Raw genomic sequence first — 25,183 nt, 5'->3', positions numbered from 1 at the left:
TAGTCAGAAATGATTGGGTACTATTTCCTATGTAAATAGTACCATATACAAAGGAAAATGGGAAGATTTTATCAAAAATTTATCAAGTTTTTTTGTTTTCGTTCATTATTGCGGGATTTATGAGTATATAGGCCCGGTTTTTCCGGGTTCAAGCTCCACAAATGGCGTTGTCCTCTGCCCGTACTTACACTTGGCTTATTACTTGCAGTTCCCGGTTGCGCGGTGTGGCGTCGCATGACGGTTCACCGAATTTTCGGGGCTGAATCGCGGCCATGGCAGCCTGCGGACAAAATAAAACCCCGGTCCGTTCAGCTAATGAACGAACCGGGGTTACGGTTAAACCGGATAGCGCAAATCTGCCGTTATTGTTCGGCGGGTTCCGTATTCCGGCGGCGCGGAGGCAGTGGCCCGAAATATTGATACAGCTGGCATTCGATCCGTCCGTTAAACAGCTTGCGGCGCTTGTCGGCCGGACGGATGAAATAATGCTCCAGCTGCTTGCTCGGTGACAGGACGAACGTGCTCCATGTATGAAGCGAACCCGTCAGCTGTCCGAGCTGGCGCAGAACGCGCTCCACTTCCTTCTGTTCGCCGAGCCGCTCGCCGTATGGCGGGTTTGTGATCAGGCAGCCGAAGTCGCTTCGCGGCTTCGCTTTGGCTACCGGCTCGACGTAAAACTTCAGCTCCTTGGAAAGGCCGGCCGCTTTGGCGGCCGCCTCGGCGACCTCAATCGCTTTCGGATCGATGTCGGAGCCCGCTATTTCCAGCGGAATGTCGTCGTTCAGGGAATCATAGGCTTCTTCCCGGGCCTGCTCCCAGCGATCCTGGCCGATGATGTCCCAATCCTCCGAGGGGAAGGAGCGGCGCAGGCCGGGTGCGATATTCCAGCCCACCATGGCGGCCTCGATCAGAATCGTGCCCGAGCCGCAGAACGGATCGTAGAGCGGGCGGTCCGGCTTCCAGCGGCTCAGGTTTACCAGAGCCGCAGCCATCGTCTCTTTGAGCGGAGCTTCGGTCACAAGCTTCCGATATCCCCGTTTGTGCAGGCTCGGACCCGTCGTATCGATCGTCAGCGTGGCGATGTCGTTAAGGAGAGCGACCTCGATCACATAGCGGGGGCCGTCTTCTTCGAACCATTCCGTCCGGTAGCGTTCTTTCATTTTCTCAACGACGGCTTTTTTTACGATGCCCTGGCAGGCCGGGACGCTGGAAAGCTGTGATTTATGGGAACGGCCCTCTACGGGGAATTCGCCGTATTCGGGAATCCAGGCGGGCCAGTCGAGTGCTTTGGTGCCTTCAAACAAATCATCGAAAGTCCGTGCTTCAAATTGCCCCATTTTGACAAGAATGCGGTCGGCGGTACGCAGCCACAGGTTCGTCCGGCAAATCGCCAGTTCGTCCCCGGTGAAGGTAACCCGTCCGTTCTCGACGGTTACATCCTCGTAACCGAGCTCTTTGACCTCTCTTGCTACGATCGCTTCCAGCCCCATGGGACAGGTGGCGATCAAATCCAATTTAGCCATGCTTTCATTTCCTTTCGGGTGATATCCGTGTAATTTCTAAGTATAGGCGAAAGAGGCGCGGGAGACAAATGCCAATGTTGCCGAAATCGGCCTCCGGACGGTTGAACGCGCTTGTTTTTTCATATACAATGACCTCACAGATCAACGCCGTATGCACGCATGGGGTTCATGCGTCGCAACGGTGCGTTTGGCTTGGCCGGCGATCCGGCTGTTCCAGGACGGTCCCGTCCATTGAGGACAGTCTCTGAATACATATGCAGAAAAGAGGAATGACCCGTGGAAAAAAGGACGGATCAAACAAACGGGGGCTCGGAGAAAGCGGCTCCGGGGCCTGAGGAATACCTGGAAGCACTCTACGCGGAAGATGAGGCGCTGGAGTTGGTAAAAGAGGCTATCCGGGACAACAACATGCCCGATATTTCGGTTGCTCCCGGCTATGGCCGTCTGCTCACCATGCTCGTGGGACTGACGGGCGCCAGGCGGGTGCTCGAAATCGGTGCTCTTGGCGGCTACAGCGCCATTTGCCTGGCCAGAGGGCTTGGCGGCGGCGGACAGGTGCTCTCTCTGGAGGTGAACGCCGCCTTCGCGGAAACGGCACGGCAGAACGTGACCAAGGCCGGTTTCGGGGACAAGATCGGGTACCGGGTGGCTGACGCCTTAGAAAGCTTAGCCGCGCTGAAGGAGGAAGGCGCGAAGTTCGACTTCTTTTTTATCGATGCGGATAAAGTGAATTATCCGGCTTACCTGGATTATGCCATCGAGCTGGCTAATCCGGGCGCCATTATTATAGGCGATAATATTCTGATGCGGGGGCGGACGATCGATGCGGCCGTTACGAAGAAATCGGTCGAAGCGATGAGGGAGTTCAACCGCCGGTTCGCTTCCGATCCCCGCCTTGAAAGCACGATGCTTCCCGCTTACGACGGGCTTGCGGTGGCGCGGGTGAAATAGGACTCCGGGGCGCGCACCGCGCATGTTTCCGGAGCACGAGGGCTTTCCGCCTATCCTAAAAAAGAACGATCCGCCCGGACGCAGCCGGTAAAAGGATCGTTCTTTTTTATTGGAGTTGGCGGTTGAAGGCGTCTGACCGCCGAAGCGGTTCCGTTTAGCGCTTTCTATTCCGCCCATCCATCCGTTCGGTTTTACAAGGTTCCGTCCGAAATCTTGTGCTTGCCGAGCAGCGTGCGGTACGACCAGGCCGCGTTAATGGCAAGCATCACGGTCGCGAACAGGAACAGTTCGCGAATGTTCAGGAAGCCGGACAGGGCGCCGCCTATAACCGGTCCCAGCATGTTGCCGAGAGCCAGCGCGCTCGTATTGAAGCTGTACGAGCGGCTTTCCATTCCGATCGGCGTGTAGGTCCGGATCAGGGAGTTGACCGTCGGCAGAAGCCCGCCGATAAAAATGCCGAGGCAGAACCGGGCCGCCATCAGCTGCCAGACGTTCTGCACAAAAGCCTGCGGAATGAAGAAGATGGCCGCTCCGATAAGCGAGACGAACAGGATGCGCTGCGGGCCGATCCTATCGGACAATTTTCCGAGAAGGGGGGCGGCCGCCATGTTCGAGAACCCGGTGATCGACGCGACAAGCCCCGCGTAGAAGGCGAGCAGTTCCCCCGAGCCGTGAAGCTCCTCGACGAAGAGGGCCATCAGCGGCATGGAGCACTGGATGGAGAACTGGATCACGAACGTGATCGAATAGAGCGTCGGCAGCTGCCGGATCGGCCTCAGGTCCTTATAGCCCTGAATGACCGATATTTTCGGCTGTTTTTTGGCTTCGGCCGCATTGAATTTCTCCTTGACCAGCAGCATCGTCACCATCGAAGCGATAAAGAGCATGGCTCCGGTTACATAGAAGATGTACCGGAAGCCGATAAGCTCGGCCAGCAGGCCGCCGATAAACGGGCCGAGAATGGAACCGGCTACCGCGCCCGACTGGAGCGTACCCATCGCAAATCCGATATGCTCGCGCGGCGTGTTCGTCGACATGAGAGCCACGGAAGCGGGAGCGTACCCGGAGATCGTGCCGTTAACGAGCCTGAGCAGCAGGAGCACCCACGGGGCATGCGCAAAGCCCATCGTCGTCATGACGGCCGCCATTCCGAAGCCGGAGCGCAGCAGCATCACCTTGCGTCCGTAGCGGTCCGCCATTCCGCCCCAGAACGGCTGGAAGAGGAAGGAAGTGACGAAGTTGCCGGCAAAAATAATGCCTGTCCAAGTTGCGATTTCCTGCGCGTCCTGCAGGCCCATCTCTTTGAGATATAAGGGCAGAAACGGCATGATCATGGTCATGCCTGCCATTACGAAAAACTGTCCGACCCACAAAACCGCCAAGTTTACTCTCCAATTGATCATGCAATTCCCCCATTTCTAGTTGTATTTGCTATACTTTTGCGCCGTCCTGGAATTCATCCCCTTATTATATCACAAAAAGAAGATATTTTTTCCTTTCATCCTCAGGAAGCGGCTTTGCCCATGGACGCTTCTTGGGTTCTACCTATCTTTAACCCGGTAAGGCGGAGACGAGCGGCTTCCTATGCATAAATTTCCCATGGAAAGGGAATTGTAAGCGTAAAGGAATTTACAAAAGGAGCTGTTTTCCCAATGCCATTCGGAGCCCATGAAACATTAGAGGTCCACGAAGTATTGACCGAAAAAATAAATATGATCCGGCATTTTTCTTTTTACGCCCGGCAGGCCCGGCATCCGCAGGTAAAAGCGATCGCCGGGAATCACCTGCAAGCGGGGGTGCAGCACTATAACGAGCTGGTCGCTTACACGCATGATTACAGCGCCGCGCGGGGACAGGCGCCCTACGGTCAGCCGCCGTTTGTCTCGGTCCAGGATATTTTGTACGGCTTGCGCCATCCTGCTCCGGTATCACCGGAAACGGACGGCTCTTTCAATGACGAGCAGATTTTATCCGCCATGCTCTGCTGCCATAAAAACAACGCGAAAAACCAAATGACGGCCGCGCTGGAATGCGCCGATCCCAACGTCCGCCGGATGCTTCTTACGGCAGCCGACGCGGCCGCGGACCATGCCTATGAAGTATTTCTGTTCATGAACAGTCAAGGCCAGTACCAGGTTCCGACGCTTCACGATCATACGGCCAAAACCTACCTGCACACCTTCCAGCCGGTCCATGAAACGGATTTCGGCCAGACGGCGGGAAATTACGGCCAAGGTTACGGATACGCCCAGGAATTCGGCCATGCTCCCGACTACGGCCAAAATCATTTGTACGGCTATCCGGGTGCCGGGGGCATCCAGCCGCACCAGCAAAGCCGCCCGCAGCAAAGTTACCAACCGCAAAACCAACAGCCGGGCGCCTACGGCTATAACGGGGGTTACAGCGCACAGCCGGATAATGGCGGTTACTCCTCATACGGAAGAACGGAAACGGGCTACGCGGATCATTCTTACGGCAGCTCGGCTTACAGAGGTCAAGGGCAGCAGCCGGATGCTTACGGCTCCGCACAGCCGTCCTCTTATACTGGAGGCGGCGCTTCCGGCTACGGCTCCGCTTACGGGTATGAGAGCGCAGGCCAGCAGGCGCTTTACCAGACGCAAAACCCGTCCTACGCCCAGGCTTCCAATTCCTCGTATCAAGGAGACCGGAATTACACGCCGCAAAACGGTTCGGGAACCCAACAGCACAGCGGCACGCAGCAGCACCAGTCCGGCTACGCCGCATCCGCCGCCGGGACCAGGCAGGCTTCTTCCCACGCCCAGACGCCTGTCAACTCTCAGAGAGGCGGGCAGGAAGAGAAAACGGACGAACCCGACAGCGGGACGCTGACTTCCAAAGCGGGCGAATCTTCCTCCAATCCGATTCAATAAGCATTAAGAAGCGTAACCGCGATAGCCGTTAAGCTTCCGATAAAAATCAGTTTAAAACCGGTGTTCTCCTTGAGGCCCCTTAGCGGAACGTTTATAATCGCTAGAGGGCCTTTTTCCATGAATGCCCTTATTCAGAACGGGGAGTTGAGTGACCGATGACGGGAACTGTACGCAACATTTACTGTGTAGGACGCAACTATAAGCTTCATGCCGCCGAACTGGGCAACGACGTGCCGGAAGAGCCGATGATCTTTACGAAACCGACGCATGCGCTTGCCGCAATGGAAGGGGATTTGCTCGAGCTGCCTCAAGGCAAAGGAGAAATTCACTACGAGGGAGAGCTCGTTCTTCATATTTCCAAGCCTTATTCGCCGGGAATGGCGGTGGATGAGCTTGTCGATTCTTTCGGACTGGGGATTGACTTCACCCTTCGCGACGTTCAAAGCGTTTTGAAGAAAAAAGGCCATCCTTGGCTGGCCGCCAAAGGATTTTTGAACTCCGCCGCTCTGAGTTCGCTTCGCCCGTTTCCGGGTGCCGCAGAACTGGAAAAGACGGAATTTAAGACCGTGCGCAACGGCGAAACCGTCCAGCGGGGCAACATCGGGGAAATGATTTTCCCGCTGCAGGCTATCGTCGATTATGTGGCCGCAAACTACGGCCTCGGAGCGGGGGACCTGATTTATACGGGCACGCCTGCCGGCGTCGGAGCCTGCGCGGACGGGGATGTGTTCGAGCTTCTCTGGGGCGGGGAGACTTTCGGCCGCTGCACAGTTAAGCTGTAAGGAGGGATAGGATGAAATGTCCTGCCGCGGAAAGTAGAGGGGAACGATGAAGAAACAGAGATTGACACTTCTTATCGTGTCTGCGATCTTCAGCGCCGTTCTCGTTACGGGATTGCTGCTTGTCAAAATAAAAATGGACGCGGCATCCGTTCCGCCCCCCCGCATCGTCTTCGGAGCAGCCGGCTGCCAAGACGCCCGGCGACAATCAGCCCTCCTCTTCTGCGGTGCCGGCTCCGGAAAAATCGCCCGTGCCCGCGGCATCTCCGGTCCCGGATAAAGCGGAGGAGCCGGCGGAAGCTGCCGCAAGCGAACCGAAAGGCAGTAAAGAAGCCAAACCGGCGAAGCCAGGGGAAGCCAAAGCGGCCGAAAAGCCGAAGGGTTCGCAGGACACGGCTCCTGCCGTCCGCAAAAAAGTGGGCGATCATGAAGCCGTCGATCTCATTTTTGCCGGGGACGCACTGATGGATTGGTCCGTGAAGGAAACGATCAAGAAGAAGGGGCCGGATTATCCTTTTCAGTTTGTAAAAGCGGAAGTCTCCAAGGCGGATTACGCCTTTGTGAATCTGGAAACGTCGGTGACCGACGCGACCGAGAAGGATACGAACCAGCTCTATAATTTCAAATCGGACCCGCCGTCCTTGAAAGGTTTAAAAAATGCCGGATTCGATCTCGTTTCCATAGCGAACAATCATGTGCTCGATTTCGGTAGACAGGGTTTTCTGGATACGCTGAATCACCTGAAACAGACGGGGCTCCCTTATATCGGGGGCGGCCGCAACGCTGCGGAAGCGTACAAAGCCAAAACCGTCGAAATTAACGGGGCCAAGATCAAATTTCTTGCCTTTTCCCGGTTCATTCCGAGCCGGGACTGGTTTGCGGGTCCCGATACGCCGGGGATTGCTCAGGCTTACGACAAATCCGCCGTTCTGCCGGTCATCCGGCAGGAAAGCAAGGACGCGGACTATGTATTCGTCTATATGCACTGGGGGGTGGAGAAAAACCACAAACCGGAAGAGTGGCAGCGGACCTTCGCCAAAGAAATGATCGATGCCGGGGCCGACGGAATCATCGGGAGCCACGTGCACGTTCTGCAAGGATTCGAATTTTACAAAGGCAAGCCCATCGCGTATTCCATCGGCAATTTTTTATTTCCCGATTATGTGAGAGACGCGAAAGCGGACACCGGACTTCTTAAATTAAAGCTGATCAACGGAAAGATCACGGCAGAATTCAATCCGTATTACATTCAAAAAGATCAGATTGTGAAAAGGGACGCGGCTTACGACAAAAAGCAGATGGATTTTCTCCAGTCCATTTCTTACGGCGTCAAGATACGCGGCAAAGCCATCGAACCCGCTTCCTGAAAACCAGAAAACACACCTCCCGAACGGGGGTGTGTTTTGCTTGAAAGGGAGATTTTTGCCATAATGGACCTAAGGCGGAATTTAGCGGGAAGCTTCTTCCTCGCGCTCGTTCTGAATCGGGTCGGGAAGAAGGCCTTCTTCCGTGAGGTCCTCGTTGGTTTTCATGCCTTCCATGTCTTTGCCGAGCTGTTTGATTTCATCCATGTTCGGCGCCATTGAGCCGTTCATGACCTCATTGATATCGCGATCCGCGGAATTTTGCTTGGCGTCGTGGTATTCATGCTCTTTTACGGTTTCGAGATCTTCATTCTCATATTTACGGACGTTATTTTTCTGATTGGTGTAGGGGTTGTGCTTATTTTCATCCGTAATCGGGTTGATGTCCTCGTTCGGTTTGTTTTGGTTGGTTTCCATGATTAAAATCTCCCCTCATAAACGAATGTGTGATACGGGTTCTACGCTTATTTTTACCCGAAATACGGAAAACGAAACCCGCGGTTTGCAGCCGCCGGATTTTGCAGGCATGCTTTGACTTGCTCGGATGATTGAAAGAAGGGGATGAGAGAATGTCGGGAATGGATGTGTGGATGGGGCTGCTGGGAAGCGTGTTGGTGGCGGGGGCGGCCTATTCGAAGCGCTCCCTGACCGTGTCGGGTGCGGCCGCGGCGGTTGTCTTGGGCACGCTGATGTATTCGCTCGGCTCGGCCGCCTGGTTCGGCACCCTGATCGCGTTTTTTGTTGCCTCGACGCTGCTGTCCAAGTACAAGCACAAGCGAAAAGCGGCCATCGAATCGGGCTACGCCAAAAGCGGCAACCGGGACGCCGGACAAGTGGCCGCAAACGGGGGGCTGGGTCTTCTGCTCTGCATCGGCTCGGCGTTCGCCCCTCACCCCGCCTGGTGGGCCGCTTTCGTAGGCGTTATGGCCGCCGTGACGGCCGATACCTGGGCCACGGAAATCGGCGGGCTGAGCCGGACCGCTCCCCGCTCCATCCTGACGGGGCGCAAAGTCGCCCCCGGCACGTCCGGCGGGGTTACCGCGCTCGGGCTGCTCGCGACTTGCGCGGGCGGGCTCTTCATCGGCACGGCGGCGTGGCTGCTGGCCGGGCTGGGGAGCGGCGCCGTCACGGGAGCCGCTAGCGCCGCAGCCGCCGGGGCGGCAGCGGCCGGCCAACAGCATCCGCTGGAGATGCTGCTGCCGCTGCTTGCAGCGGGTCTGGCCGGCGGTCTCGCCGGATCGCTTTCCGATTCGCTGATCGGCGCGAAGTGGCAGGCGATGTACCGCTGCGCCGTATGCGGCCGCGACATCGAGCGCGGCTCACACTGCGGCTCGCCCGCCGAGCCGCTGCGGGGCTTCGTCTGGATGACGAACGATGCCGTGAACGTCATCGGTTCGCTCTTCGGCGGCTCGGCGGCGCTTGCGGTGTCCCTGCTCGCAGGCTGGCTGTGAACAGCCTGGGGGCCGCTGCCGGGCTTTGAGCGCCGCCGCTGCCCGCCGATGGTGCTCGCGTCACGGCGGGAACCGCCCGGCGCTGCTATCCGGCAAGGGCCGCCAACGCGCAGCAATTCCGCGCCACCCGGCGCGAGGCCACACGCCCGCGCTGCCCGGCGCTCCAGCTGCTCTCCCGCCGATGGGACGCCCGCAAGCGCATCCGTCGCAGTGTTTCGCATCACGGCACGAACGCGCCGGCTGCGCAGGCCTTTGCCGCTACCCGGCGTTCCGGCCGCGGCAGCAAACTTCGGCCTAACGCGCCGAAACATGAAAAAAACCTCCATCCCGGCAGGCCTTATCGGCCCCATGGACGGAGGTTTTTCGTTTTTCTTACAGCGCGCCGGAGTTGTTTTTGCCGAATTCTTTCTTGACGGGAGATTCCTCACCCGGCAGACGATCTTCGTAAGAAGCGGAAGCGGCTTCTGCGGCGGCGGTGCCCGGCAGTACTTCCGTATCGGCAGGAACGGCGGTTCCCTTCAGCTGTTTGCGAAGCTCCTTGATTTCCTTCTGCATCTGAACCTGACGCAAAATGCCGAACAGACCGACGATAAGTCCGCCGAGAACGGTAGAAATCACGATGACCAGAATGAGGGGCGCGTTCGTTTCGATAAACACGAAATTGACACGAACCTGATCCATGTTCACCACGGCAAAAACCGTCGTAATGAGAGCAAAAATAAGAGCGCCGATCAACAGCCATTGAATACGGTTCGATTTCATGAAAAATCTCTCCTTAAACCGGCGAAAAGGCCGGGAAACCGTTCATCGGCCTTTAAGCTCGGGGTAAAGTCCGCGTGACTTACTTCGTCAGCTCTTCCATCTGATCGAGCACGGAAGCGAATACGCTCATCGCCTGCTTGATCGGTTCTGGAGTTGACATGTCCACGCCGGCTTTTTTCAGAATGTTGATGGAATAGTCGCTTCCGCCGCTCTTCAAGAAGCCGAGGTAGCGTTCCACGGCAGGCTGGCCTTCGTCGAGAATCTGTTTGGAGAAACTCGTGGCAGCGGAGAAGCCCGTCGCATATTTATACACATAGAAGCTGTTATAGAAGTGTGGAATACGCGCCCATTCCATTTCGATATCTTTGTCCACTACCATTTCTTTACCATGATAGAGGGTATTCAAATCATAATAGATTTTGCTGAACTCCTGCGCCGTAAGCGATTCGCCCTTCTCCATTTTCTCGTGCGTGATTTTCTCAAACTCGGCGAACATGGTCTGGCGGAACACAGTCGTACGGAACTGATCGGCATAGTAAGTAAGCAGGTACAGCTTCTTCTTCGGATCGTCCGTATGCTTCAGCAGGTAGTCCATCAGAAGCGCTTCGTTGAGCGTGGAAGCCACTTCGGCCAGGAAAATCGTGTACTGGGCGTCCCGGTACGGCTGATTTTCGTCCGACAGATAGGAATGGATGGCGTGGCCCATTTCATGCGCCAGCGTAAACATGCTGTTCAGATTCTCTTTGTGGTTGAGCAATACGTACGGGTGCGTGCCGTAAGCGCCCCAGCTGTAGGCGCCGCTGCGCTTGTTCTGATTTTCGTAAATATCGATCCAGCCGTCGCTGTAGCCTTTTTCCAGCGTTTCCACATAGGATTTGCCAAGCGGTGCCAGGCTTTCCTTAATCGTTTCTTTCGCTTCGTCGTAGGTGACCTTCATCTTGAGATCGTCGACAAGCGGCACGAACAGGTCGTACATGTGAAGCTCGTCGAGTTTGAGCAGCTTCTTGCGCAGCTTCATGTAGCGCTGAAGAAGCGGAAGCGATTCGTGAATCGTTTCGATCAGATTCGTGTATACTTCCGGTTTGATGTTGTCGCCGAACAGGGACATTTCCAGAACGGACGGATATTTCCGCGCCTGCGAATAAAAAATGTTCTTGTTGATGTTGGACGAAAGCGTAGCGGCTATCGTGTTTTTTTGTTTGGCATACGTCTCGTAAACGGCTTTGAAAGCTTGTTGGCGTACTTCGCGGTCGCGGCTTTCAAGAAATTGAATGTAGCTTCCGTGGGTCAGCTCCGCTTCCTCGCCGTTCTCGTTTTTCACCTTCGGAAATTTCATGTCCGCGTTGTTGATCATGCCGAAAATGTTGCTTGGAGCGCCGGACATATTGCCGGCCATCGCCAGCAGCGCTTCTTCTTCCTTGGACAGCACGTGAGGCTTCTGGCGGATCATTTCTTCCAGCGTCGTTTTGTATGGCGCCAGATCCTTGTTCTCCACGAGCGCCTTTAACTGCTCCTCGGAGAGGCTGACGATTTCGGGAGAGATGAAAGAGAGCGCCTGGCTCACTTCCACGCTGAGCTTCTGGGCTTTATCCGACAGAGCCTGGTAAGTGGGATCCGTCATATCCTCGTGATGCTTCATGTTGGAATACACGTAAAGTCTTTCGGTATGTAGAGAAATATCGTCCTCCAGCTCGAAGCATTGCTTCACAGCGGCAGGATCGCTTAACTTGCCATGAAACTGACCGATTTTGCCCAGCGCTTCTTTCGTTTCGGTGTATTCTTTGTTCCAGGCTTCTTGATTGGCGAAAAGATCCTCCAGCTTCCAGCGGTGCTCGGCCGGAACGTCTTTACGAACGGGAATTTGGTTCATGGGAACCCTCCTGACAGATGATTTCGGATTGGCGGCCGAATGCGCGCCGCTGTCGGGAACCAGCGTGGACGCGAGCAATCCGGCCATAAGGGCGATCGGTAAGAGGCGCATACGGTTTCACGCTCCCCAGACGGATTTTCCCAGTTGACTTTTCGGGAATCCCGTCTAGTATGACCGATCGGAAGATTAATTATCATTATAGGGGAATGCGTTTGGGAAGTAAATTCGCCCGCGTTTTACCCCGCCATTCCTAATTTAAACAGAGATACGACCACCAGCGAAAAAGAACAGACCACCAGGATCAGCGCGAAAATGGCCATCGGCCTGCGCAGCTGCTCCGGTATGCGGTTGCGCGAATAAAGCACAAGCAGCGCGAAAGCGAAGCCCGCGATGATAAAGAGCAATGCATCGTTTGAAATCCCCAAAATACGTTCACCTCTTGCCATTAAGCATTTTAACTAGTATTCCATACAACTTCGCCTCATACGGGCGTTTTCCCTCTTTTCCGGCAAATGCACAAAACCCGCCGGCCTTTCAGCAGAAAGGGGCGGGTCCGGTAGTTACTCGGTATCACGGAGCCGGTCGTCAGCCGGCGGATTTAACGGACTTCGGATCATGGTCCGGTCCGACCTTGACGAAGACGAGACGGCCGCTCGGGTCCGACTGCACGGTGAACCGGTCTTCCGGTGCGATGTTGGCCGCGTGGCCCACATGCTTGGGAAGGGTGAGCTGGCCGCGGTCGTTGATTTTAACGGAATAACCGGACATTTTCACGACATAACCGGTCACGAGTACCCCGACGATAACGACGGCGATAAAGAGCCATTTTACAAGCGGGTTAGCGGAGAAATAATCGTGCATAATGAATTTTTCTTCCGTCAGCATTTTGGCGGCGGTATAGGCGAGCACCCCGGAACCGATGTACATGACAATCGGAAACCGGTCGACGACCTTAATGAAAATGGTGCTTCCCCAGACGACGATCGGCACGCTGACCAGCAGTCCGATAATGACGAGGCCGATATGGCCGTGAGCCGCGCCGGCAATCGCAATCACGTTGTCGATGCCCATTGCCGCGTCTGCCGCGATAATGGTCGTGATCGCGGCTCCGACCGTATTTTTAGCCGCGATATTGTCATGATCGCTTTTATCCGTGAGAAGCTTGAGCGCGATCCAGACCAGCAGCAGTCCGCCTACGAAGAGCAGGCCGGGAATTTGAAGTAGATACACAACGAGAACGGTCGCGACTACTCGGATGCCGACCGCACCTGCAGTCCCCCAAAGGATGACCCGCTTCTGCAGGTTCTTGGGTACGTTTTTGGCAGCCATCCCGATGACGATGGCGTTGTCTCCCGCCAACACGAGATCGATGATAATGATGTTGAGTAAGGTAAGCAAGGATGCTGTTGAGAACCAATCCATGATAGTGAGTTCACTCCTTCATCTTAAAATAGGGTTTGCAAGTCAGGGACTTCTAATTCGGCGGCAGCCTACAAAAAAAATGCCTTACCGAATTATCCGGTAAAGGCATTTTTCTCCAGCGAAGAAGAAAAGACCTTTACCAGCGTGCTGGCAAAGGTCTTGCTAACAACTCTCGTTGCCAATAAAGCCGGGGCTGTTGTCCAACCCGAACTGACGACTTTACTGTAGAAGCTACTCCCCTTTGACTGTCCCGTACATTTAGTTTTATGTGCTCAGTATACCGCGCGTGTCGCAATTACGTCAAGACATTTGTTCGCCTGATTCAGACGTTGCGGAAAGCTTCCATCATGGCGTCATATTCTTCGTCGGTTCCTTCGAACGAATCCCGCGGGAATCTTTCCTGAGCCCAATGCATCAAAGCCGGCCGGCTGAGAAAAGTATGGGTGTCTTCGCCCCATTGGTCCGAAATTTCCCTGGCGACAAGCCGGGAACCGTTCACTTCAACCGTAACCATATTCCATTTGTCTCTTTTGAAGATGACATGTTTTTTTATCACGTGTGACATGAGAATTCTCCTTTAATCTGGTTTGAAGGATGAGGGACGAATATAAAGGTAAGAATGCCCCAACCGCTTGCATCTTACTTTAGCATAAGGGATTGAAAATTTCACTAGCTTGGATCGGGCGGAGGTGGTACAATACATTCAATCTTTATGGGAAAAGTTGGATGGGGTAGATAGAGAGCCGCCGTCGCTTATCCGTACGTCCGCAGGGACGGAAAATCAGTTGAGATGAGCCGAGAAGAGGAGAGTGCAGTTGAGATGGAGACAAAACGCTTTTATGAGCAGACGGGTGTCGCTATGACATGCCGCAATTTCGAGGAATACGTCCGGATGTTTGACTTGGAGCCGGAGAAGCTGCGCGGCAAGCGCGTGCTCGATACCGGCGCCGGCGCTTCGGCATTTACGGCCGAGGCTTCCCGCAGGGAAATCAAGGCCAGTGCGGCAGATCCCCTGTATGCAATGGAGCCTTCGGAAATCGAAGGGCTGGGTCTGGAGGAGATCGACCGGTTTATTGCCAAGCTGACGGAGAGAAGACACATGTACAATTGGGATTTCTACGGGGGGCCCGAGCTCCTGAAGGAGCTGCGCAAACGATCCTTCGCGGATTTCGCCGCCGATTATGCGAATCCCGCTTCCCGCGGAGAGAGATACACGGCGGCTTCGCTGCCGGAGCTTCCGTACTCGGAAGGCGAGTTCGATCTTGTGCTGTGCAGCCACTTCCTGTTTCTGTACGGAGAGCAGTTCAGCCCCGAATTTCACCTCCAGGCGATGAGAGAACTGCTAAGGGTTTGTAAACCGGGCGGAGAAGTGCGGATTTATCCGCTGCTGACATTCGGCGGAGAGCTGTATCCTCAGCTTCCCGAGCTGCTGGCAGAGCTAGCCGGAGAGGGTGTCACCGCCGTATATAGGCCGACACGGCTCGCTTTTATCCCGGGTTCGAGGGACTACTTGACTTTGCATCAAGTTGCGGATAGACCCCTTTCTGGCAGTTGAACTGGCAGACAAAGGATGATATAATATCCATATTCGCCATAGATGGCGATACATTTAGGAGGTTGTTCACTTGAAAGGTACAGTTAAATGGTTTAACGCAGAGAAGGGCTATGGCTTCATCCAAGTAGAAGGCGGCGAAGACGTATTCGTTCATTTTTCCGCTATTCAAGGCGATGGATTCAAAACTCTTGACGAAGGCCAAGAAGTAGAATTCGAGATCACGGATGGTAACCGCGGTCCTCAAGCAGCTAACGTCACCAAGTTATAAGATCCAGGGATAACCACCTTCTTATAAATAGTGTCATAGCAAACCAAGACAGCTCCCGATCGAAAGATTGGGAACTGTCTTTTTTGCGGTCTAAATTTGTAGATAACCGGCTCATGCGGGACTGTTTCCTATTCCGTCCCAGAGCATGCTGACGATTTTATCGGCGGCGAGCCGCTTGTCGGGGTAGGTAAACGACCCGTCGGGCTGCTTGCTGTGTCCGATCATAAGCAGGGCCATGTAAGAACGTGCCGCGAGCCAGGAATCCGCGGTGCCGATTTCCCCCTTGTCCGAAGCTTCGGCGAATGCGTCGGCCAGCGCTTCCAGAAGCTGATGCTCCGCTTTTCGCATATTTTCCGTCTGCTCGGGAGTGAGGACGGTCTCGATTTTGTTCATAAAGCCCTCGAAATCGAAGCTTGTCGTGGCTTGAAGGTGATTGTAAGTGACTTCCAGCAGCCGTTCCCGGAGAGGAAGGGGCTTCTGGAGAATTTTCAGCGTGGCCGCACGCACCACATTCATAAGCCGGATCGTCGATTCGGTGAGCAGCACGGCTTTGGACGGAAAATAATAATAGACCGACGCTTTGGTGACGCCGCTCGCTTTCGCTATATCGTCCATGGAAACGGCATCATATCCGCTGCGGATAAATTCGTGCATGGCTATCTGGAGAATCCGGTCGGAAACGGGGGCCGCCTGCTCGCTGGAACGGGGCCTTCCGGGAGATTTTCGGGAAGTGGATGACATTGGCAGTGTTCCTTTCAAAACGGAATCTGAGAAGCTCATTAAAAAGTAGTATACCACAAACCGGGAAAGGATCTCGGTCAAAGCGCCTTAGGGGCAAGTCTCGCGGTTCTTAAAAAAGGATAAGAAGCGGGAACCGGAAAATTTTTGGTTGATTAATTAACTGACCGGTATATATAATTATAGCGGGCCTGAATGTTTTCTGCTATAGAGAAGGAACTTACCGTTTTAAATATCCGGATAAAAGGAGAGAACGTCTCAATGAAATCATCGTCCTTTATGGAGGGAGTGCTTTCCCGGGTTGCGGGTCCCAGAAGCAAATGGGTTACGGTAGCAGTCTGGATCGTGCTGACCGTTCTGCTGAGCGCTCTGTGGCCTGGCGTCAACAGTCAGGAAAATAACGCGGCGGACCAGCTTCCCGCGGATTCGCTCTCCGTGCAGGCCGCGGCGCTCGAGAAAGAGCAGTTTCCCGCAAGCGGCGGAGTCCCGGCGCTGGTGGTCTTTTACCGGCAGGCCGGACTGACCGAAGGAGATCTTGGCGCCCTGCAGAAAATAGCGGGCCGGCTGACGGAAACGCCGCTTCCGGAGCAGGCTTCGGTGGCTCCTTTTGACAAGCTGCCTTTACCGGCCCTTAAGCAGTCCGTGAGCAAAGACGGGACCACCATCGTGCTTCCGGTCTCGTTTAAAGAAAAAACGGAAACCAAGGTGCTCAAGGAGAGCGCGGCACAGCTCAAAGAGATATCCGCCGCCGTGACGGGAAGCGATCCTTTTGCCGTTAAAGACCTGAAAGGGGACGGCCTGATCGCGCGTATTACCGGTCCAGTCGGAATTTCCATGGATGCGAACGATTTGTTCAAAGGAGCGGATTTCTCGCTGCTGATGGCGACCGTCGTTCTCGTGCTCGTGCTGCTGATTCTGCTTTACCGGTCGCCGGTTATGGCGATTGTGCCGCTTGTCGGGGTGGCCTTCGCTTACGGCGTTATTTCGCCGATACTCGGAAAGCTGGCGCAGCTTGGCTGGATCGTGGTGGATGCGCAATCTATTTCGATTATGACTGTGCTGCTTTTCGGGGCGGGGACGGACTATTGCCTGTTTTTTGCAACCCGGTACCGGACTGCGCTCCTGGAGCACGAGAATAAGCACCTCGCCGTAAAAGAAGCGCTGCTCGGTTCGGGCGGTGCGATCGGGATGAGCGGGCTGACGGTAATCGTTTCGATGCTGGCGCTGCTTTTCGCCAAATACGGGGCCAACCACCGGTTTGCCATCCCGTTCTCTCTGGCCGTTTTCATCATGGCCGCAGCGAGCGTAACGCTTGTGCCGGCGATTCTAGGCATTCTGGGACGCAAGTCTTTCTATCCGTTTGCTCCGCTTACGCCGGAACAGAGAGCCGTGAAGGAAGCGAAGCGGGGAAAACCCGTCCGCGGACAGCGGGCCGTCGGGCGTATGAGCGAAACTTTGGGGCGGATGGTAACGGAAAAGCCGAAGACGATTCTGGTCATAAGCCTTGTTGCGCTGATTGCACTGGCGGGGGTTTCGTCGCAGATCAAATATACATTTAATCTGCTTTCCTCTTTTCCGGAAACGATGCCGTCCAGAGAAGGGTTTACTCTGCTTTCGGAACACTATTCTCCGGGGACTCTGGCTCCGGCCAAAGTGATGGTGGACACGGAAGGGAATAAGGTGGATGCTGGAGCCAGACTGAAGGCACTCTCTTTTGTGGATTCCGTCTCCGAACCTGTACAAGGGAAAACGAATCCCGACATCGTAGCCTATGATGTGCTGTTCAAGGAGGATCCGTTCGAGCTGGAATCGATTCACCGCATTCCGGATCTGTATGCGGCGGCGGAAGCATCCCTTCAAGATGCGGGAGTTGCGGACGCCGGCTTCCGTGTGAGGGTTTCGGGACAAACCGCCGAGCAGTACGACACCGAGAATGTGACGAGCAAGGACACGAAGGTGGTCATCCCGATTGTAATCGGGATCATCGCGCTGCTGCTTCTCGTCTACCTCCGTTCGTTCGTTGCGATGATCTATCTGATGGCCACCGTTCTGCTGTCTTATTTCTCGGCTCTTGGAGCCGGCTGGCTTATTTTGCACACGTTCTTCGGAACCGAAGCGATTCAGGGGCTGATTCCGCTTTACGCGTTCGTGTTCCTGGTCGCTTTGGGCGAAGATTACAATATTTTCATGGTATCGGGGATATGGAAAGCAAGCAAAACGCACAAGCTGAAAGAAGCGATCCGGCTTGGCGTCAGCTCGACGAGCAGTGTGATCACTTCGGCGGGACTGATTCTGGCAGGCACGTTTGCGGTGCTGTCCGTGCTGCCGATTCAGGTGCTCGTGCAGTTCGGCGTGATCTGTGCGGTCGGCGTTCTGCTGGACACGTTCATCGTCCGTCCGTTTCTTGTGCCGACGATCACGCTTCTGCTCGGCAGAGCGGCCTTCTGGCCGGGCAAGCCGGGAACGCCGGCGGGCGAGCGGAGCGCATCGCGGCCGGGAAATTGACACAAAAAGGGAGAGCAGCGGCATTAGCCGTTCCGCTCTCCCTTTTTGTGTACCGCGCCAGGGCGGCCGCGCCGGGCTACTCGCCCAAGGCGCTCCAGACGGCGCGCGTATAGGCGAGCCTCATGCCGGCACGCTCCATGTTGTTCTGGCTCACGCTGCCGAAGGCGGCCTGCGCGGCCACTAGCCGGCAGCCTCGTTTGGCCGCCTCATGCATGCGCACCTGCAGCATAGCGGAGTGCAGGCCGCGGCCCCTGTACTGCGGCACGGTCGCGGCCAGGGTGAAAGAAGCGATGTCGCCGTCGATGTGCATCACGCCGATGCCGGCCGGCTCGTCGTTTACATAGCCCACGTATATATGCCATCCCGGCCGGTTAAGCAGAACGATGTTGTTGTCGATGAAATGCTGCTTCGCGCTAATCTCCATCCCTGTTCCCAGGCAGTGCAGTTCCCCGTATAGGTCGAACCGGTCTGCCGACGTTACCGGCTCAATCCGGATGTGAGGCGGGAGCACGGGAGCGATAGGTTCCGGCAGACCGTACATATAAGCGTGAAAGCTTTCCTGATAAAAGCCTTGTCGTGCCAGCGCGTATGTAACGGACTTGTCCGCTTTGCCGGGAGTGAGCTCGAACGTGCAGGAACGGCCGTATTCCGCGTAAAAACGGAGAATCGCCCCGAGTTCTCCGACATCGCCGGAACCCAGGCCCCTGACGGTGTTGAACAAGGGCCAGGGCATATTTTCCGTGCAAATCGCGCTTGTATGACCGAACCGCGCCGTATGAACGCCCATCGGGTTGCCTTCGCGGCTTCCGATGGCTTCTACGCGCGAGGTCCAGAAAGCCGTTTCCGCCTGCTCCAGGCGCTTTACAAGTTCTTGTGTAAGTACGGGTAATTGTGCCATCATACCGCCTCCTGAAGTTTGTTACGGGGTGAGCATAAATAGAAAACGTGAAAAGAAAGCCTCCCGGTTTCCGGTTTGGAAAGGGGAGGCTTTGAAAGTTTGCCTGCGTTAGTTCGGTCAGTTGATGATTTCGAGTATCTCATCCACTTCTTTACGGGCCAGCTTGCCCGGACGTTCCTGCGGATGACCGAGGGCGATGACCATGTTGACCTGCGCTTCTTCCGGAATCGGGAGAAGCTCGCGGAGCCTGTGCTGGGCAAGGAGGACCGGTCCGGTCATGGGACAAGTCGCCAAGCCGCGCGCATGAGCGGCAAGCATCAGGTTCTGGGCGGCGAGGCAGGAGCTCTTGATGCCTTCTTCATCCCAAACGGAGTTTTCCACGAGTTCGATCGGGTCGAAAATGCGCTCACGGAATTTGGACGCGTAAGGGGTGGCCAGGCAAATAATCAGCACGGGCGCGCCTGAGAACGCGGTCGCATACGGTCCGAAAGACTTGACGAGAAGGCGGCCTTCACGGGATAAGCCGCGTTCTTCGGCATCGGCCGCTCTTTTGTGGAGTTCTTCCCACGTTACGTCTTCGATCGTTTTGATGAGGTCGCCGTTCATGACGGCAATAAATTTCCATGTTTGTGAGTTTGTATCGCTCGGTGCGTATCTGGCGCAGTCAATCAGTTCGCGTACGTCCTCAACCGAGACAGGGTCTTCCGTAAATTTCCGGACGCTCCGTCTTTCGAGCACGACGGATTTGAAATCTTCATAGTTCATGCGTACAGTCCCTACTTTCCGCTGGTTCCTGGATACTGTTCTTAAGACTTGGTACTAATATCTTCTCCTAATTATAGTCCAAATCCGGCAGTTTGCATAGGGAAAGCCGATGACGGACAAGCGGTCTTCTCGGCCCGGAATGATTACTGGAGGACGACGGTATCTCCTTCGTTCAAGCCGCTGATCACTTCGGTTTTATCGGCGGTTTCCATGCCGATTGCAATTTCTTTGCGCTCCACGCCGCCCGGTGTCTCAAGCATGACGAAATGCTTGTCTTTATCACGCTGTACGGCAAGGGTAGGAACGACAAGAGCGTCGGCCTTGCGGGCCGTTTCAATGGTCCCTGTTAAACTGAGTCCGGCGATAAGCCTGTCGTTGGGCTCCAGAGAGACGATGACTTCAAACTGGGCTGTGGCGGAGGCCGCCGCCGCTTCCGTTCCCGATTTGGCGAATTTGGACACTTGTTTGACTTTGCCTTTCAGCGGAACGTCTGCAAGTGCATTGATCTTGACTTGGACCGGCATATCCGGCTTGATTTGGAAAACATCGAATTCTCCCACATAACAGAGCAGCTCCAGCTTGGACAAATCGACAATTTTGCCGATCCGGTTATTGGCCTGAAGGGCCTGCGGAATTTTGGACGAATCCTCGAAAAGAAAAATGCCGCTTTCTGGTGCTTTAAAATTCGCTTTGGCGAGCATTTTCTGTTTTTCTCCCAGCTGATTCTGGGCCGTCTCGCGGTTCATGGTATTGAGCTGGGCCTGGACTTTGGCGCTTTCGGCATCGACATAGCGTTTCTTGGCGTCCGATTCCGACATGCCGCCGGATTCGCCGGAACCTGCCGGAGCATCGGCGGAACGCTCCTGGAATTTGGCGAGCTGCGCTTCCAGGTCCTGTTTTTTCAGATTGGCCTGCATCTGAACGATTTCGGCTTCGATTGCCGTACTGTCGAGGACGAAAAGAGAGTCGCCCTTTTTCACTTGAGCGCCTTCGGTTACATTCCACTTCACGATATCCCCGCTGAACGGGGCGTGTACCCAGGTCTCTTTTTCATAAGATGATTTGCCTTTCACTTCAATGGAGCCGACCAGCTCTTCGCGGGTCACTTTGAAAGAAAGGGGATTGTTCATCGCCATATCGGCGGGATTAGGACCTGTTTGAGGATGGCTTTTTATGTATAAAAACGCGCTGATTCCTATGACGACAACCGCCGCCGCCAGTGCCCACACTTTTTTCTTCATCGTTACCGTTTTCACTCCTATTCGCGTTTGATAGCTGTCAGGGCGTCGGTTTTGGACGCTTTCACAGCGGGATAGATACCTGAGAGAACCCCTGTCATGATGGCAAAGAAGAGACCTACGGGAAGGATCCAGGTGGAGATAAACAAGATTTGAGAGTCTTCGCCCGCAGAATTTTTGCCCATCATGAAGGTTAGAGCGTTAATCCCCCAGACGACCCAGTAGGACAGCAGAATGCCGAGAATTCCGCCCAGCAGCCCCAGGAGCGCCGACTCTACGATGAACATGTTACGGATTTGCCTCAGATTGGCTCCTAGCACCTTCATGATGCCGATTTGGCGTCGTCTCTGGTAGGTGGACATTGTCATGGCAACCACAATGGAAATGGAGGCGATGAACAGGACGAACAATCCGACGCCGAGAAAGACGACCCGGATGATGACGAATTCTCCCTGCATTCTCTCTTCCTGATGAAGATTGTTCTGGGTATTCAGACGAAGCTTCTGAATCTGCTTGTCGACGGTTTCGATATGGCTCGAGTTCTCGACTTTAACCAGTACCTCCGAGTAGGATTCGCCCGCTCCCATCCGCTTGGCAGTTTCGCTGTCCGGGGGTGCCGAAGCTTTAATGGCTTCGCGGATTTGTTTGGCAAGGGCGTGGGATATGTACCCTTTCTTGTCATACATAACCATATTGGCGGGCACACTTTCCCCTTTTTTCAGGACGCCTGCGACTCGTACGGGGATTTGCGCCTGCGCTTTGCCTTCCGATGCGCTTGGGTGTTCCAGCGTCAGCGTAATCTTCTTCTGATAAAGAGATGTCGGAATTTTATCGAATTCCCGGAACGTTTCCCATATCGCCGGATCGTTCTGATTCGCCCGCATTTGACGATCCCGGTTCTTCATGGTTTCTTCGTCGAGAAGTCCCATAGTGGCGCCGGGGTTCAAAATAATCGTGTTTTCGATATCGGAAGGACCGCCCTGCTGGAACTCGTGCCCGAACTTTTCGAGCGTATCCAGATCCGTGGCGACCAGCTCGAAACTGCCGATTTTGCCGTCGTCGAGCTTAAAGAAGAAGTGACCGACCTGCTGAAAGCTGGCGACGGCTTTGACGTGCGGCAGCGTCCGGATCAGATCGAGCTTCTGATTTGTAATGGAGCCGGCAGCGGACCCGGATTTGTCCGGTGCGGAGCCCTCTGACCCCCGGTCCTGGCTCTGGTCGCTGCGGATCGTAATCTCATCGGTTTTCAGGTACGCTTTCATCTGCTGCTCGCTGTAGTGAGAAGCGGATTCCCCTACGGCGAGGGCGACAACGATAGCGGCGGACCCGATGGAAATCCCGAGCGCGCACAGAGCGGTGACGACTTTCCGGCGTTTGAGCTGATCCCAGCCGAGCCCCATGTAATCGCGCATCTTCATGGCCGCTCACCTCCGGCTTGTCCGGCGTGGAGCAGGGGATCCGGCGCGATTGCCGGAGGAGCTTCATCGGCCAGGGCCGCAGCCGTCTCATCCTCACCGTGCAGGTAATCGCTGTCTTCGGCGAGCCGTCCGTCTTTCAGCTGAATGACCCGCTGCGTTCTGGCCGCCACTTCTCGTTCATGCGTGACGATAATGAACGTTAGCTGAAGCGTGCGGTTCAATTCGAGCAGCAGGTCGATGATCTCCTTCTCGGTCTTGGTGTCCAGATTCCCCGTAGGTTCGTCCGCGAAGACGACGGGAGGACGGGTGATCAGCGAACGCGCGATCGATACGCGCTGCTGTTGTCCGCCGGACAGTTGGGAGGGGAAGAGTTCCGTCTTCTCCGCCAGTCCGACCTGCGTTAGCAGACTCATGGCGCGCTCGCGCCGTTCGCCGGGCTTGACGCTTTGAAAGACGAGCGGAAGCTCGACGTTCTCCCGGACGGTCAAATGCGAGATGAGCTCATAGGATTGAAAAATAAATCCGATATGATGGCGCCGGAATTCGGCGAGCTTGTTTTCGCTCATGCGCTCGATCGGCTGTCCGTCGATCAGAATGCTGCCCTCCGTCGGCTTCATAAGTCCGGCCATCAGGTTGAGCAGGGTGGATTTACCGGAGCCGGAGCTTCCGAGCAGGGCTACGATTTCTCCTTTGTTCACGGTAAAATTGATGTCTTTCAACACCTGGGACTGTTCCGTACCGCTTAGAAAGGTATGCGAAAGCCCGCTTACCTCAAGCATGCGAATCCTCCTTTTTCGTTGAAATAGCAGTTAATTTGGCTTCCAGCGCGTTCAGACGGGCATGGAATACGAGGAAACCGGCCGCAGCCGCAACGGCAAGCCCCGATCCGATTCCGTAGAGGACCGTGCTTCCGTAATCCGTATAGATCAGGCCGCCGAATCTTCCGCTGATGATCCCGGCAAGGCCGGCCCACGTAACGGCGAAAATAGCCTGCCCGGACGCTCTGTACTCATCCGGAATGATCTGGGCGAGGTAGCGCAGCGCCGTGACGAAGAAAATGCCGAAGGTCACGCTGTGCATCGTCTGCGCGAACAGAACCCAGCCGGTATGATCCGACAGACTGACGATCAGGAAGCGGATGGCGTACATAAATCCGGCAATGGCCAGAAGCGGCAGCTCTTTGTAGCGGTTCCCGTATTTGCCCAGCAGAAAAAACACCGGAATTTCGCTTAGTGACGAAAGCATCATCGCCGTACCGACCGTCATATCCGAGGCCCCCAGCTCGCGCAGATGCAGAGCCAGAAAGCCGTCATTGATCCGGTGCGAAATCGACATGATAAGGACGAGCAGGAGGAAGATCAGCAGCCGGGGAGAACCGATCACTTTTCCCATGCCCTTAAAGTCCATTTTGCTGTAAGCAACCCGTGTATCGACCAGGCCGAAGGTGAAAATCAGCCCGATGACAATAACCGCTATACTAATAGACGAAGTAAGGCCGATATTAGTTTCTTTTATAAGGAGCCCGAAAAAAAGCGCCGAGAAAGCAAAGCCGATGGAGCCGAATATCCGGAAGGAGGAATAGCTCTTTCCCGTCTGGCTGGCATGCAGCAGGAGCTGGCTGTCGTTCAGGGATTGGGCGGGCTGCTGGAAGAAGTAAAACCCGGCCATCAAGGCGTATAGCACGGTAAACGAATCGGTTCCGAACATGGAGACGACAAAAACGAGCTGTCCGACATACAGGGTGATCATAATCGGCTTGATCTTTTGCAGCCGGTCGCTCGCGAATCCCCAGGCGAGGTTGGCAAAGATGCTGACCATCGGCCCGATGGAGTACAGTAGTCCGATCTCGGCTTTGGAATAGCCGCGCGAATCGAAGTAAAGAGGGAAGAATGAGGCGATAATGGCCATCATCATATAATAGGAAAACGTAAATCCCCGCAAGACGAAATCATTTTGTTTTTTCAAGGCGACCACCTGTCTTCTTTGTTCTGTAAAAAAACGGAGGACGCCGTAAGGGCGTCCCTTATTCTTTCCATCCAGTATACGGAGGCCGCAGGCAGTGGCGCAATTGAGCATTTCACCGCTATCGGCAGTCGTTTGGAGAATAGGGGCGGCTACTTATCCCGGTTGCTCCTATACGAACAAATCCGGTGCCATATCCCGGCTCAGAGGCGTTGGGGTCCGTTCATTAGTCCTGAGGACCTGCATGGACCCTCCGAGGCCATGACAAAAGTCATATCCCGGTATAATTGGGATGGAGTAGGATGCGGGTAACGGCAGGGTGCAAATTACCGGTAACTTGTAGTGGAAAGGTCACGGCGCATCGTGATACATTAGAAGATAAGATTGTTAGACATCGCGCCGGATTAAGCTGAAGGGGGTGCCTTGTGACCTGCCGTTTTATTTTTGACGAGCGATTGGGAATCCCGGTCCCCGAGTTCGATAAGGAGTGGGAAGAATACTCTTTAAGGGAAAGAGAGTCCATACTGTTTCAGTGGGAGCAAATACGCGGAACGATACCGGACCGGATCAAGCAGCTTGAAGGACAGATTATCGCCAAGCAGAACAAGTTGAACGTCGAGGACGATTTTCCGGTTTCCTGCACGCTTAATTCGCAGATTGCCGATCTGGCCAGCGCCATCAACGACCTTCATCTCTGGTTCCGGATGAATCAGGAAGTGGAAAGCAAGATACACGGTTAACGGCAGAGGGCTCCTTCCGGTGATTTTCTCTCTGCGCGGATACGCACGGGTTTCTGCTGCGGCAGGACTGCCGGAGGAGACAA

25 protein-coding genes are annotated in these 25,183 nt (G+C 55.1%); 10 read left to right on the top strand and 15 right to left on the bottom strand.

Annotated features, from left to right (window positions below):
* Positions 1 to 362 precede the first annotated feature (362 nt).
* A complete protein-coding gene (locus tag ACI48J_RS19160) occupies positions 363 to 1,523 on the bottom strand; it encodes a class I SAM-dependent RNA methyltransferase (RefSeq protein ID WP_405079766.1) in 1,161 nt (386 codons plus the stop codon).
* 276 nt (positions 1,524 to 1,799) lie between these two features.
* Between ACI48J_RS19160 and ACI48J_RS19155 the strand changes: the two genes are divergently transcribed.
* Positions 1,800 to 2,474 (top strand): O-methyltransferase, encoded by a 675-nt coding sequence (locus ACI48J_RS19155; RefSeq protein WP_405079765.1) that lies wholly within the window; start codon positions 1,800 to 1,802, stop codon positions 2,472 to 2,474.
* Positions 2,475 to 2,665: 191 nt separating this feature from the next.
* Here ACI48J_RS19155 and ACI48J_RS19150 read toward each other — a convergent pair whose 3' ends face one another.
* Positions 2,666 to 3,877 (bottom strand): MFS transporter, encoded by a 1,212-nt coding sequence (locus tag ACI48J_RS19150; RefSeq protein WP_405079764.1) that lies wholly within the window; start codon positions 3,875 to 3,877, stop codon positions 2,666 to 2,668.
* A 249-nt stretch (positions 3,878 to 4,126) separates the two neighbouring features.
* On the opposite strand from ACI48J_RS19150, the gene ACI48J_RS19145 reads away from it, so the two are divergent.
* From ACI48J_RS19145 to ACI48J_RS19130, 4 genes are all read left to right on the top strand, one after another.
* A complete protein-coding gene (locus tag ACI48J_RS19145; protein ID WP_405079763.1) occupies positions 4,127 to 5,365 on the top strand; it encodes a spore coat protein in 1,239 nt (412 codons plus the stop codon).
* Between the two features lie 155 nt (positions 5,366 to 5,520).
* On the top strand, positions 5,521 to 6,147 hold the full coding sequence (locus tag ACI48J_RS19140) for a fumarylacetoacetate hydrolase family protein (RefSeq protein ID WP_405079762.1): 627 nt from the start codon (positions 5,521 to 5,523) through the stop codon (positions 6,145 to 6,147).
* A gap of 46 nt (positions 6,148 to 6,193) precedes the next feature.
* Positions 6,194 to 6,424 (top strand): hypothetical protein, encoded by a 231-nt coding sequence (locus tag ACI48J_RS19135; RefSeq protein ID WP_405079761.1) that lies wholly within the window; start codon positions 6,194 to 6,196, stop codon positions 6,422 to 6,424.
* Positions 6,396 to 7,511, top strand: coding sequence for a CapA family protein (locus ACI48J_RS19130; RefSeq protein WP_405079760.1), 1,116 nt, complete (start codon positions 6,396 to 6,398; stop codon positions 7,509 to 7,511). The genes ACI48J_RS19135 and ACI48J_RS19130 overlap by 29 nt, the downstream gene beginning before the upstream one ends.
* A gap of 81 nt (positions 7,512 to 7,592) precedes the next feature.
* On the opposite strand, the gene ACI48J_RS19125 is transcribed toward ACI48J_RS19130, so the two are convergent.
* Entirely contained in the window at positions 7,593 to 7,925 is a 333-nt protein-coding gene (locus ACI48J_RS19125) for a hypothetical protein (RefSeq protein WP_326056438.1), read from the bottom strand.
* 152 nt (positions 7,926 to 8,077) lie between these two features.
* On the opposite strand from ACI48J_RS19125, the gene ACI48J_RS19120 reads away from it, so the two are divergent.
* Positions 8,078 to 8,959, top strand: a complete 882-nt coding sequence (locus tag ACI48J_RS19120; protein ID WP_405079759.1) for a DUF92 domain-containing protein — start codon at positions 8,078 to 8,080, stop codon at positions 8,957 to 8,959.
* 372 nt (positions 8,960 to 9,331) lie between these two features.
* On the opposite strand, the gene ACI48J_RS19115 is transcribed toward ACI48J_RS19120, so the two are convergent.
* From ACI48J_RS19115 to ACI48J_RS19095, 5 genes are all read right to left on the bottom strand, one after another.
* Entirely contained in the window at positions 9,332 to 9,721 is a 390-nt protein-coding gene (locus ACI48J_RS19115; protein ID WP_405079758.1) for a lipopolysaccharide assembly LapA domain-containing protein, read from the bottom strand.
* A 79-nt stretch (positions 9,722 to 9,800) separates the two neighbouring features.
* Complete coding sequence (gene pepF / locus ACI48J_RS19110) at positions 9,801 to 11,591, bottom strand: oligoendopeptidase F (RefSeq protein ID WP_405083252.1); 1,791 nt, start codon at positions 11,589 to 11,591, stop codon at positions 9,801 to 9,803.
* Between the two features lie 236 nt (positions 11,592 to 11,827).
* Positions 11,828 to 12,016, bottom strand: coding sequence for a hypothetical protein (locus tag ACI48J_RS19105; RefSeq protein WP_042230884.1), 189 nt, complete (start codon positions 12,014 to 12,016; stop codon positions 11,828 to 11,830).
* A 160-nt stretch (positions 12,017 to 12,176) separates the two neighbouring features.
* Complete coding sequence (locus ACI48J_RS19100; protein ID WP_326056423.1) at positions 12,177 to 13,013, bottom strand: TerC family protein; 837 nt, start codon at positions 13,011 to 13,013, stop codon at positions 12,177 to 12,179.
* Between the two features lie 322 nt (positions 13,014 to 13,335).
* Positions 13,336 to 13,569 carry a hypothetical protein gene (locus ACI48J_RS19095; protein ID WP_036740500.1) on the bottom strand — a complete coding sequence of 78 codons (234 nt, stop codon included), beginning with the start codon at positions 13,567 to 13,569 and terminating at the stop codon, positions 13,336 to 13,338.
* 264 nt (positions 13,570 to 13,833) lie between these two features.
* Between ACI48J_RS19095 and ACI48J_RS19090 the strand changes: the two genes are divergently transcribed.
* Together ACI48J_RS19090 and ACI48J_RS19085 are read left to right on the top strand one after the other, a co-directional pair.
* Positions 13,834 to 14,568: a class I SAM-dependent methyltransferase gene (locus ACI48J_RS19090; protein WP_405079757.1), complete on the top strand. Its 735-nt coding sequence runs from the start codon at positions 13,834 to 13,836 to the stop codon at positions 14,566 to 14,568.
* 70 nt (positions 14,569 to 14,638) lie between these two features.
* The gene (locus tag ACI48J_RS19085; protein ID WP_009675016.1) at positions 14,639 to 14,836 is read left to right on the top strand and encodes a cold shock domain-containing protein; all 198 of its coding nucleotides are present in this window, start codon (positions 14,639 to 14,641) and stop codon (positions 14,834 to 14,836) included.
* Positions 14,837 to 14,947: 111 nt separating this feature from the next.
* Here ACI48J_RS19085 and ACI48J_RS19080 read toward each other — a convergent pair whose 3' ends face one another.
* Positions 14,948 to 15,577 (bottom strand): TetR/AcrR family transcriptional regulator, encoded by a 630-nt coding sequence (locus ACI48J_RS19080; RefSeq protein ID WP_326056417.1) that lies wholly within the window; start codon positions 15,575 to 15,577, stop codon positions 14,948 to 14,950.
* Positions 15,578 to 15,835: 258 nt separating this feature from the next.
* On the opposite strand from ACI48J_RS19080, the gene ACI48J_RS19075 reads away from it, so the two are divergent.
* Complete coding sequence (locus tag ACI48J_RS19075; RefSeq protein WP_405079755.1) at positions 15,836 to 18,079, top strand: MMPL family transporter; 2,244 nt, start codon at positions 15,836 to 15,838, stop codon at positions 18,077 to 18,079.
* Between the two features lie 76 nt (positions 18,080 to 18,155).
* Here the strand turns inward: ACI48J_RS19075 and ACI48J_RS19070 are convergent, their stop codons facing one another.
* The 6 genes from ACI48J_RS19070 to ACI48J_RS19045 form a co-directional block, all read right to left on the bottom strand.
* Positions 18,156 to 18,980 (bottom strand): GNAT family N-acetyltransferase, encoded by an 825-nt coding sequence (locus ACI48J_RS19070; protein ID WP_405079754.1) that lies wholly within the window; start codon positions 18,978 to 18,980, stop codon positions 18,156 to 18,158.
* Positions 18,981 to 19,094: 114 nt separating this feature from the next.
* The gene (locus ACI48J_RS19065; protein ID WP_326056413.1) at positions 19,095 to 19,742 is read right to left on the bottom strand and encodes a nitroreductase family protein; all 648 of its coding nucleotides are present in this window, start codon (positions 19,740 to 19,742) and stop codon (positions 19,095 to 19,097) included.
* A gap of 143 nt (positions 19,743 to 19,885) precedes the next feature.
* On the bottom strand, positions 19,886 to 20,983 hold the full coding sequence (locus ACI48J_RS19060) for an efflux RND transporter periplasmic adaptor subunit (RefSeq protein ID WP_405079752.1): 1,098 nt from the start codon (positions 20,981 to 20,983) through the stop codon (positions 19,886 to 19,888).
* 17 nt (positions 20,984 to 21,000) lie between these two features.
* Complete coding sequence (locus ACI48J_RS19055) at positions 21,001 to 22,398, bottom strand: ABC transporter permease (protein ID WP_405079750.1); 1,398 nt, start codon at positions 22,396 to 22,398, stop codon at positions 21,001 to 21,003.
* Positions 22,395 to 23,177, bottom strand: coding sequence for an ABC transporter ATP-binding protein (locus ACI48J_RS19050; protein ID WP_326056406.1), 783 nt, complete (start codon positions 23,175 to 23,177; stop codon positions 22,395 to 22,397). Before ACI48J_RS19050 ends, ACI48J_RS19055 begins: the two co-directional genes overlap by 4 nt.
* On the bottom strand, positions 23,170 to 24,372 hold the full coding sequence (locus ACI48J_RS19045) for an MFS transporter (RefSeq protein ID WP_405079748.1): 1,203 nt from the start codon (positions 24,370 to 24,372) through the stop codon (positions 23,170 to 23,172). The genes ACI48J_RS19050 and ACI48J_RS19045 overlap by 8 nt, the downstream gene beginning before the upstream one ends.
* 413 nt (positions 24,373 to 24,785) lie before the next feature.
* On the opposite strand from ACI48J_RS19045, the gene ACI48J_RS19040 reads away from it, so the two are divergent.
* Positions 24,786 to 25,100, top strand: a complete 315-nt coding sequence (locus ACI48J_RS19040) for a hypothetical protein (RefSeq protein WP_405079746.1) — start codon at positions 24,786 to 24,788, stop codon at positions 25,098 to 25,100.
* Positions 25,101 to 25,183: the final 83 nt, after the last annotated feature.

It is taken from the genome of Paenibacillus chitinolyticus (assembly GCF_045038035.1).
Classification (GTDB): domain Bacteria; phylum Bacillota; class Bacilli; order Paenibacillales; family NBRC-103111; genus Paenibacillus_F; species Paenibacillus_F chitinolyticus_A.
Note: the sequence above shows the minus strand (reverse complement) of the source record. Positions and strands in the feature narration are given on the sequence as shown.

Coding starts and splice junctions, on each gene's coding strand:
- ACI48J_RS19145 (WP_405079763.1), top strand. CDS start 4,127: ATGCCATTCGGAGCCCATGAAACATTAGAGGTCCACGAAGTATTGACC.
- ACI48J_RS19115 (WP_405079758.1), bottom strand. CDS start 9,721: ATGAAATCGAACCGTATTCAATGGCTGTTGATCGGCGCTCTTATTTTT.
- ACI48J_RS19060 (WP_405079752.1), bottom strand. CDS start 20,983: ATGAAGAAAAAAGTGTGGGCACTGGCGGCGGCGGTTGTCGTCATAGGA.
- ACI48J_RS19150 (WP_405079764.1), bottom strand. CDS start 3,877: ATGATCAATTGGAGAGTAAACTTGGCGGTTTTGTGGGTCGGACAGTTT.
- ACI48J_RS19140 (WP_405079762.1), top strand. CDS start 5,521: ATGACGGGAACTGTACGCAACATTTACTGTGTAGGACGCAACTATAAG.
- ACI48J_RS19080 (WP_326056417.1), bottom strand. CDS start 15,577: ATGTCATCCACTTCCCGAAAATCTCCCGGAAGGCCCCGTTCCAGCGAG.
- ACI48J_RS19135 (WP_405079761.1), top strand. CDS start 6,194: ATGAAGAAACAGAGATTGACACTTCTTATCGTGTCTGCGATCTTCAGC.
- ACI48J_RS19120 (WP_405079759.1), top strand. CDS start 8,078: ATGTCGGGAATGGATGTGTGGATGGGGCTGCTGGGAAGCGTGTTGGTG.
- ACI48J_RS19090 (WP_405079757.1), top strand. CDS start 13,834: ATGGAGACAAAACGCTTTTATGAGCAGACGGGTGTCGCTATGACATGC.
- pepF (WP_405083252.1), bottom strand. CDS start 11,591: ATGAACCAAATTCCCGTTCGTAAAGACGTTCCGGCCGAGCACCGCTGG.
- ACI48J_RS19055 (WP_405079750.1), bottom strand. CDS start 22,398: ATGAAGATGCGCGATTACATGGGGCTCGGCTGGGATCAGCTCAAACGC.
- ACI48J_RS19125 (WP_326056438.1), bottom strand. CDS start 7,925: ATGGAAACCAACCAAAACAAACCGAACGAGGACATCAACCCGATTACG.
- ACI48J_RS19050 (WP_326056406.1), bottom strand. CDS start 23,177: ATGCTTGAGGTAAGCGGGCTTTCGCATACCTTTCTAAGCGGTACGGAA.
- ACI48J_RS19100 (WP_326056423.1), bottom strand. CDS start 13,013: ATGGATTGGTTCTCAACAGCATCCTTGCTTACCTTACTCAACATCATT.
- ACI48J_RS19075 (WP_405079755.1), top strand. CDS start 15,836: ATGAAATCATCGTCCTTTATGGAGGGAGTGCTTTCCCGGGTTGCGGGT.
- ACI48J_RS19065 (WP_326056413.1), bottom strand. CDS start 19,742: ATGAACTATGAAGATTTCAAATCCGTCGTGCTCGAAAGACGGAGCGTC.
- ACI48J_RS19160 (WP_405079766.1), bottom strand. CDS start 1,523: ATGGCTAAATTGGATTTGATCGCCACCTGTCCCATGGGGCTGGAAGCG.
- ACI48J_RS19070 (WP_405079754.1), bottom strand. CDS start 18,980: ATGATGGCACAATTACCCGTACTTACACAAGAACTTGTAAAGCGCCTG.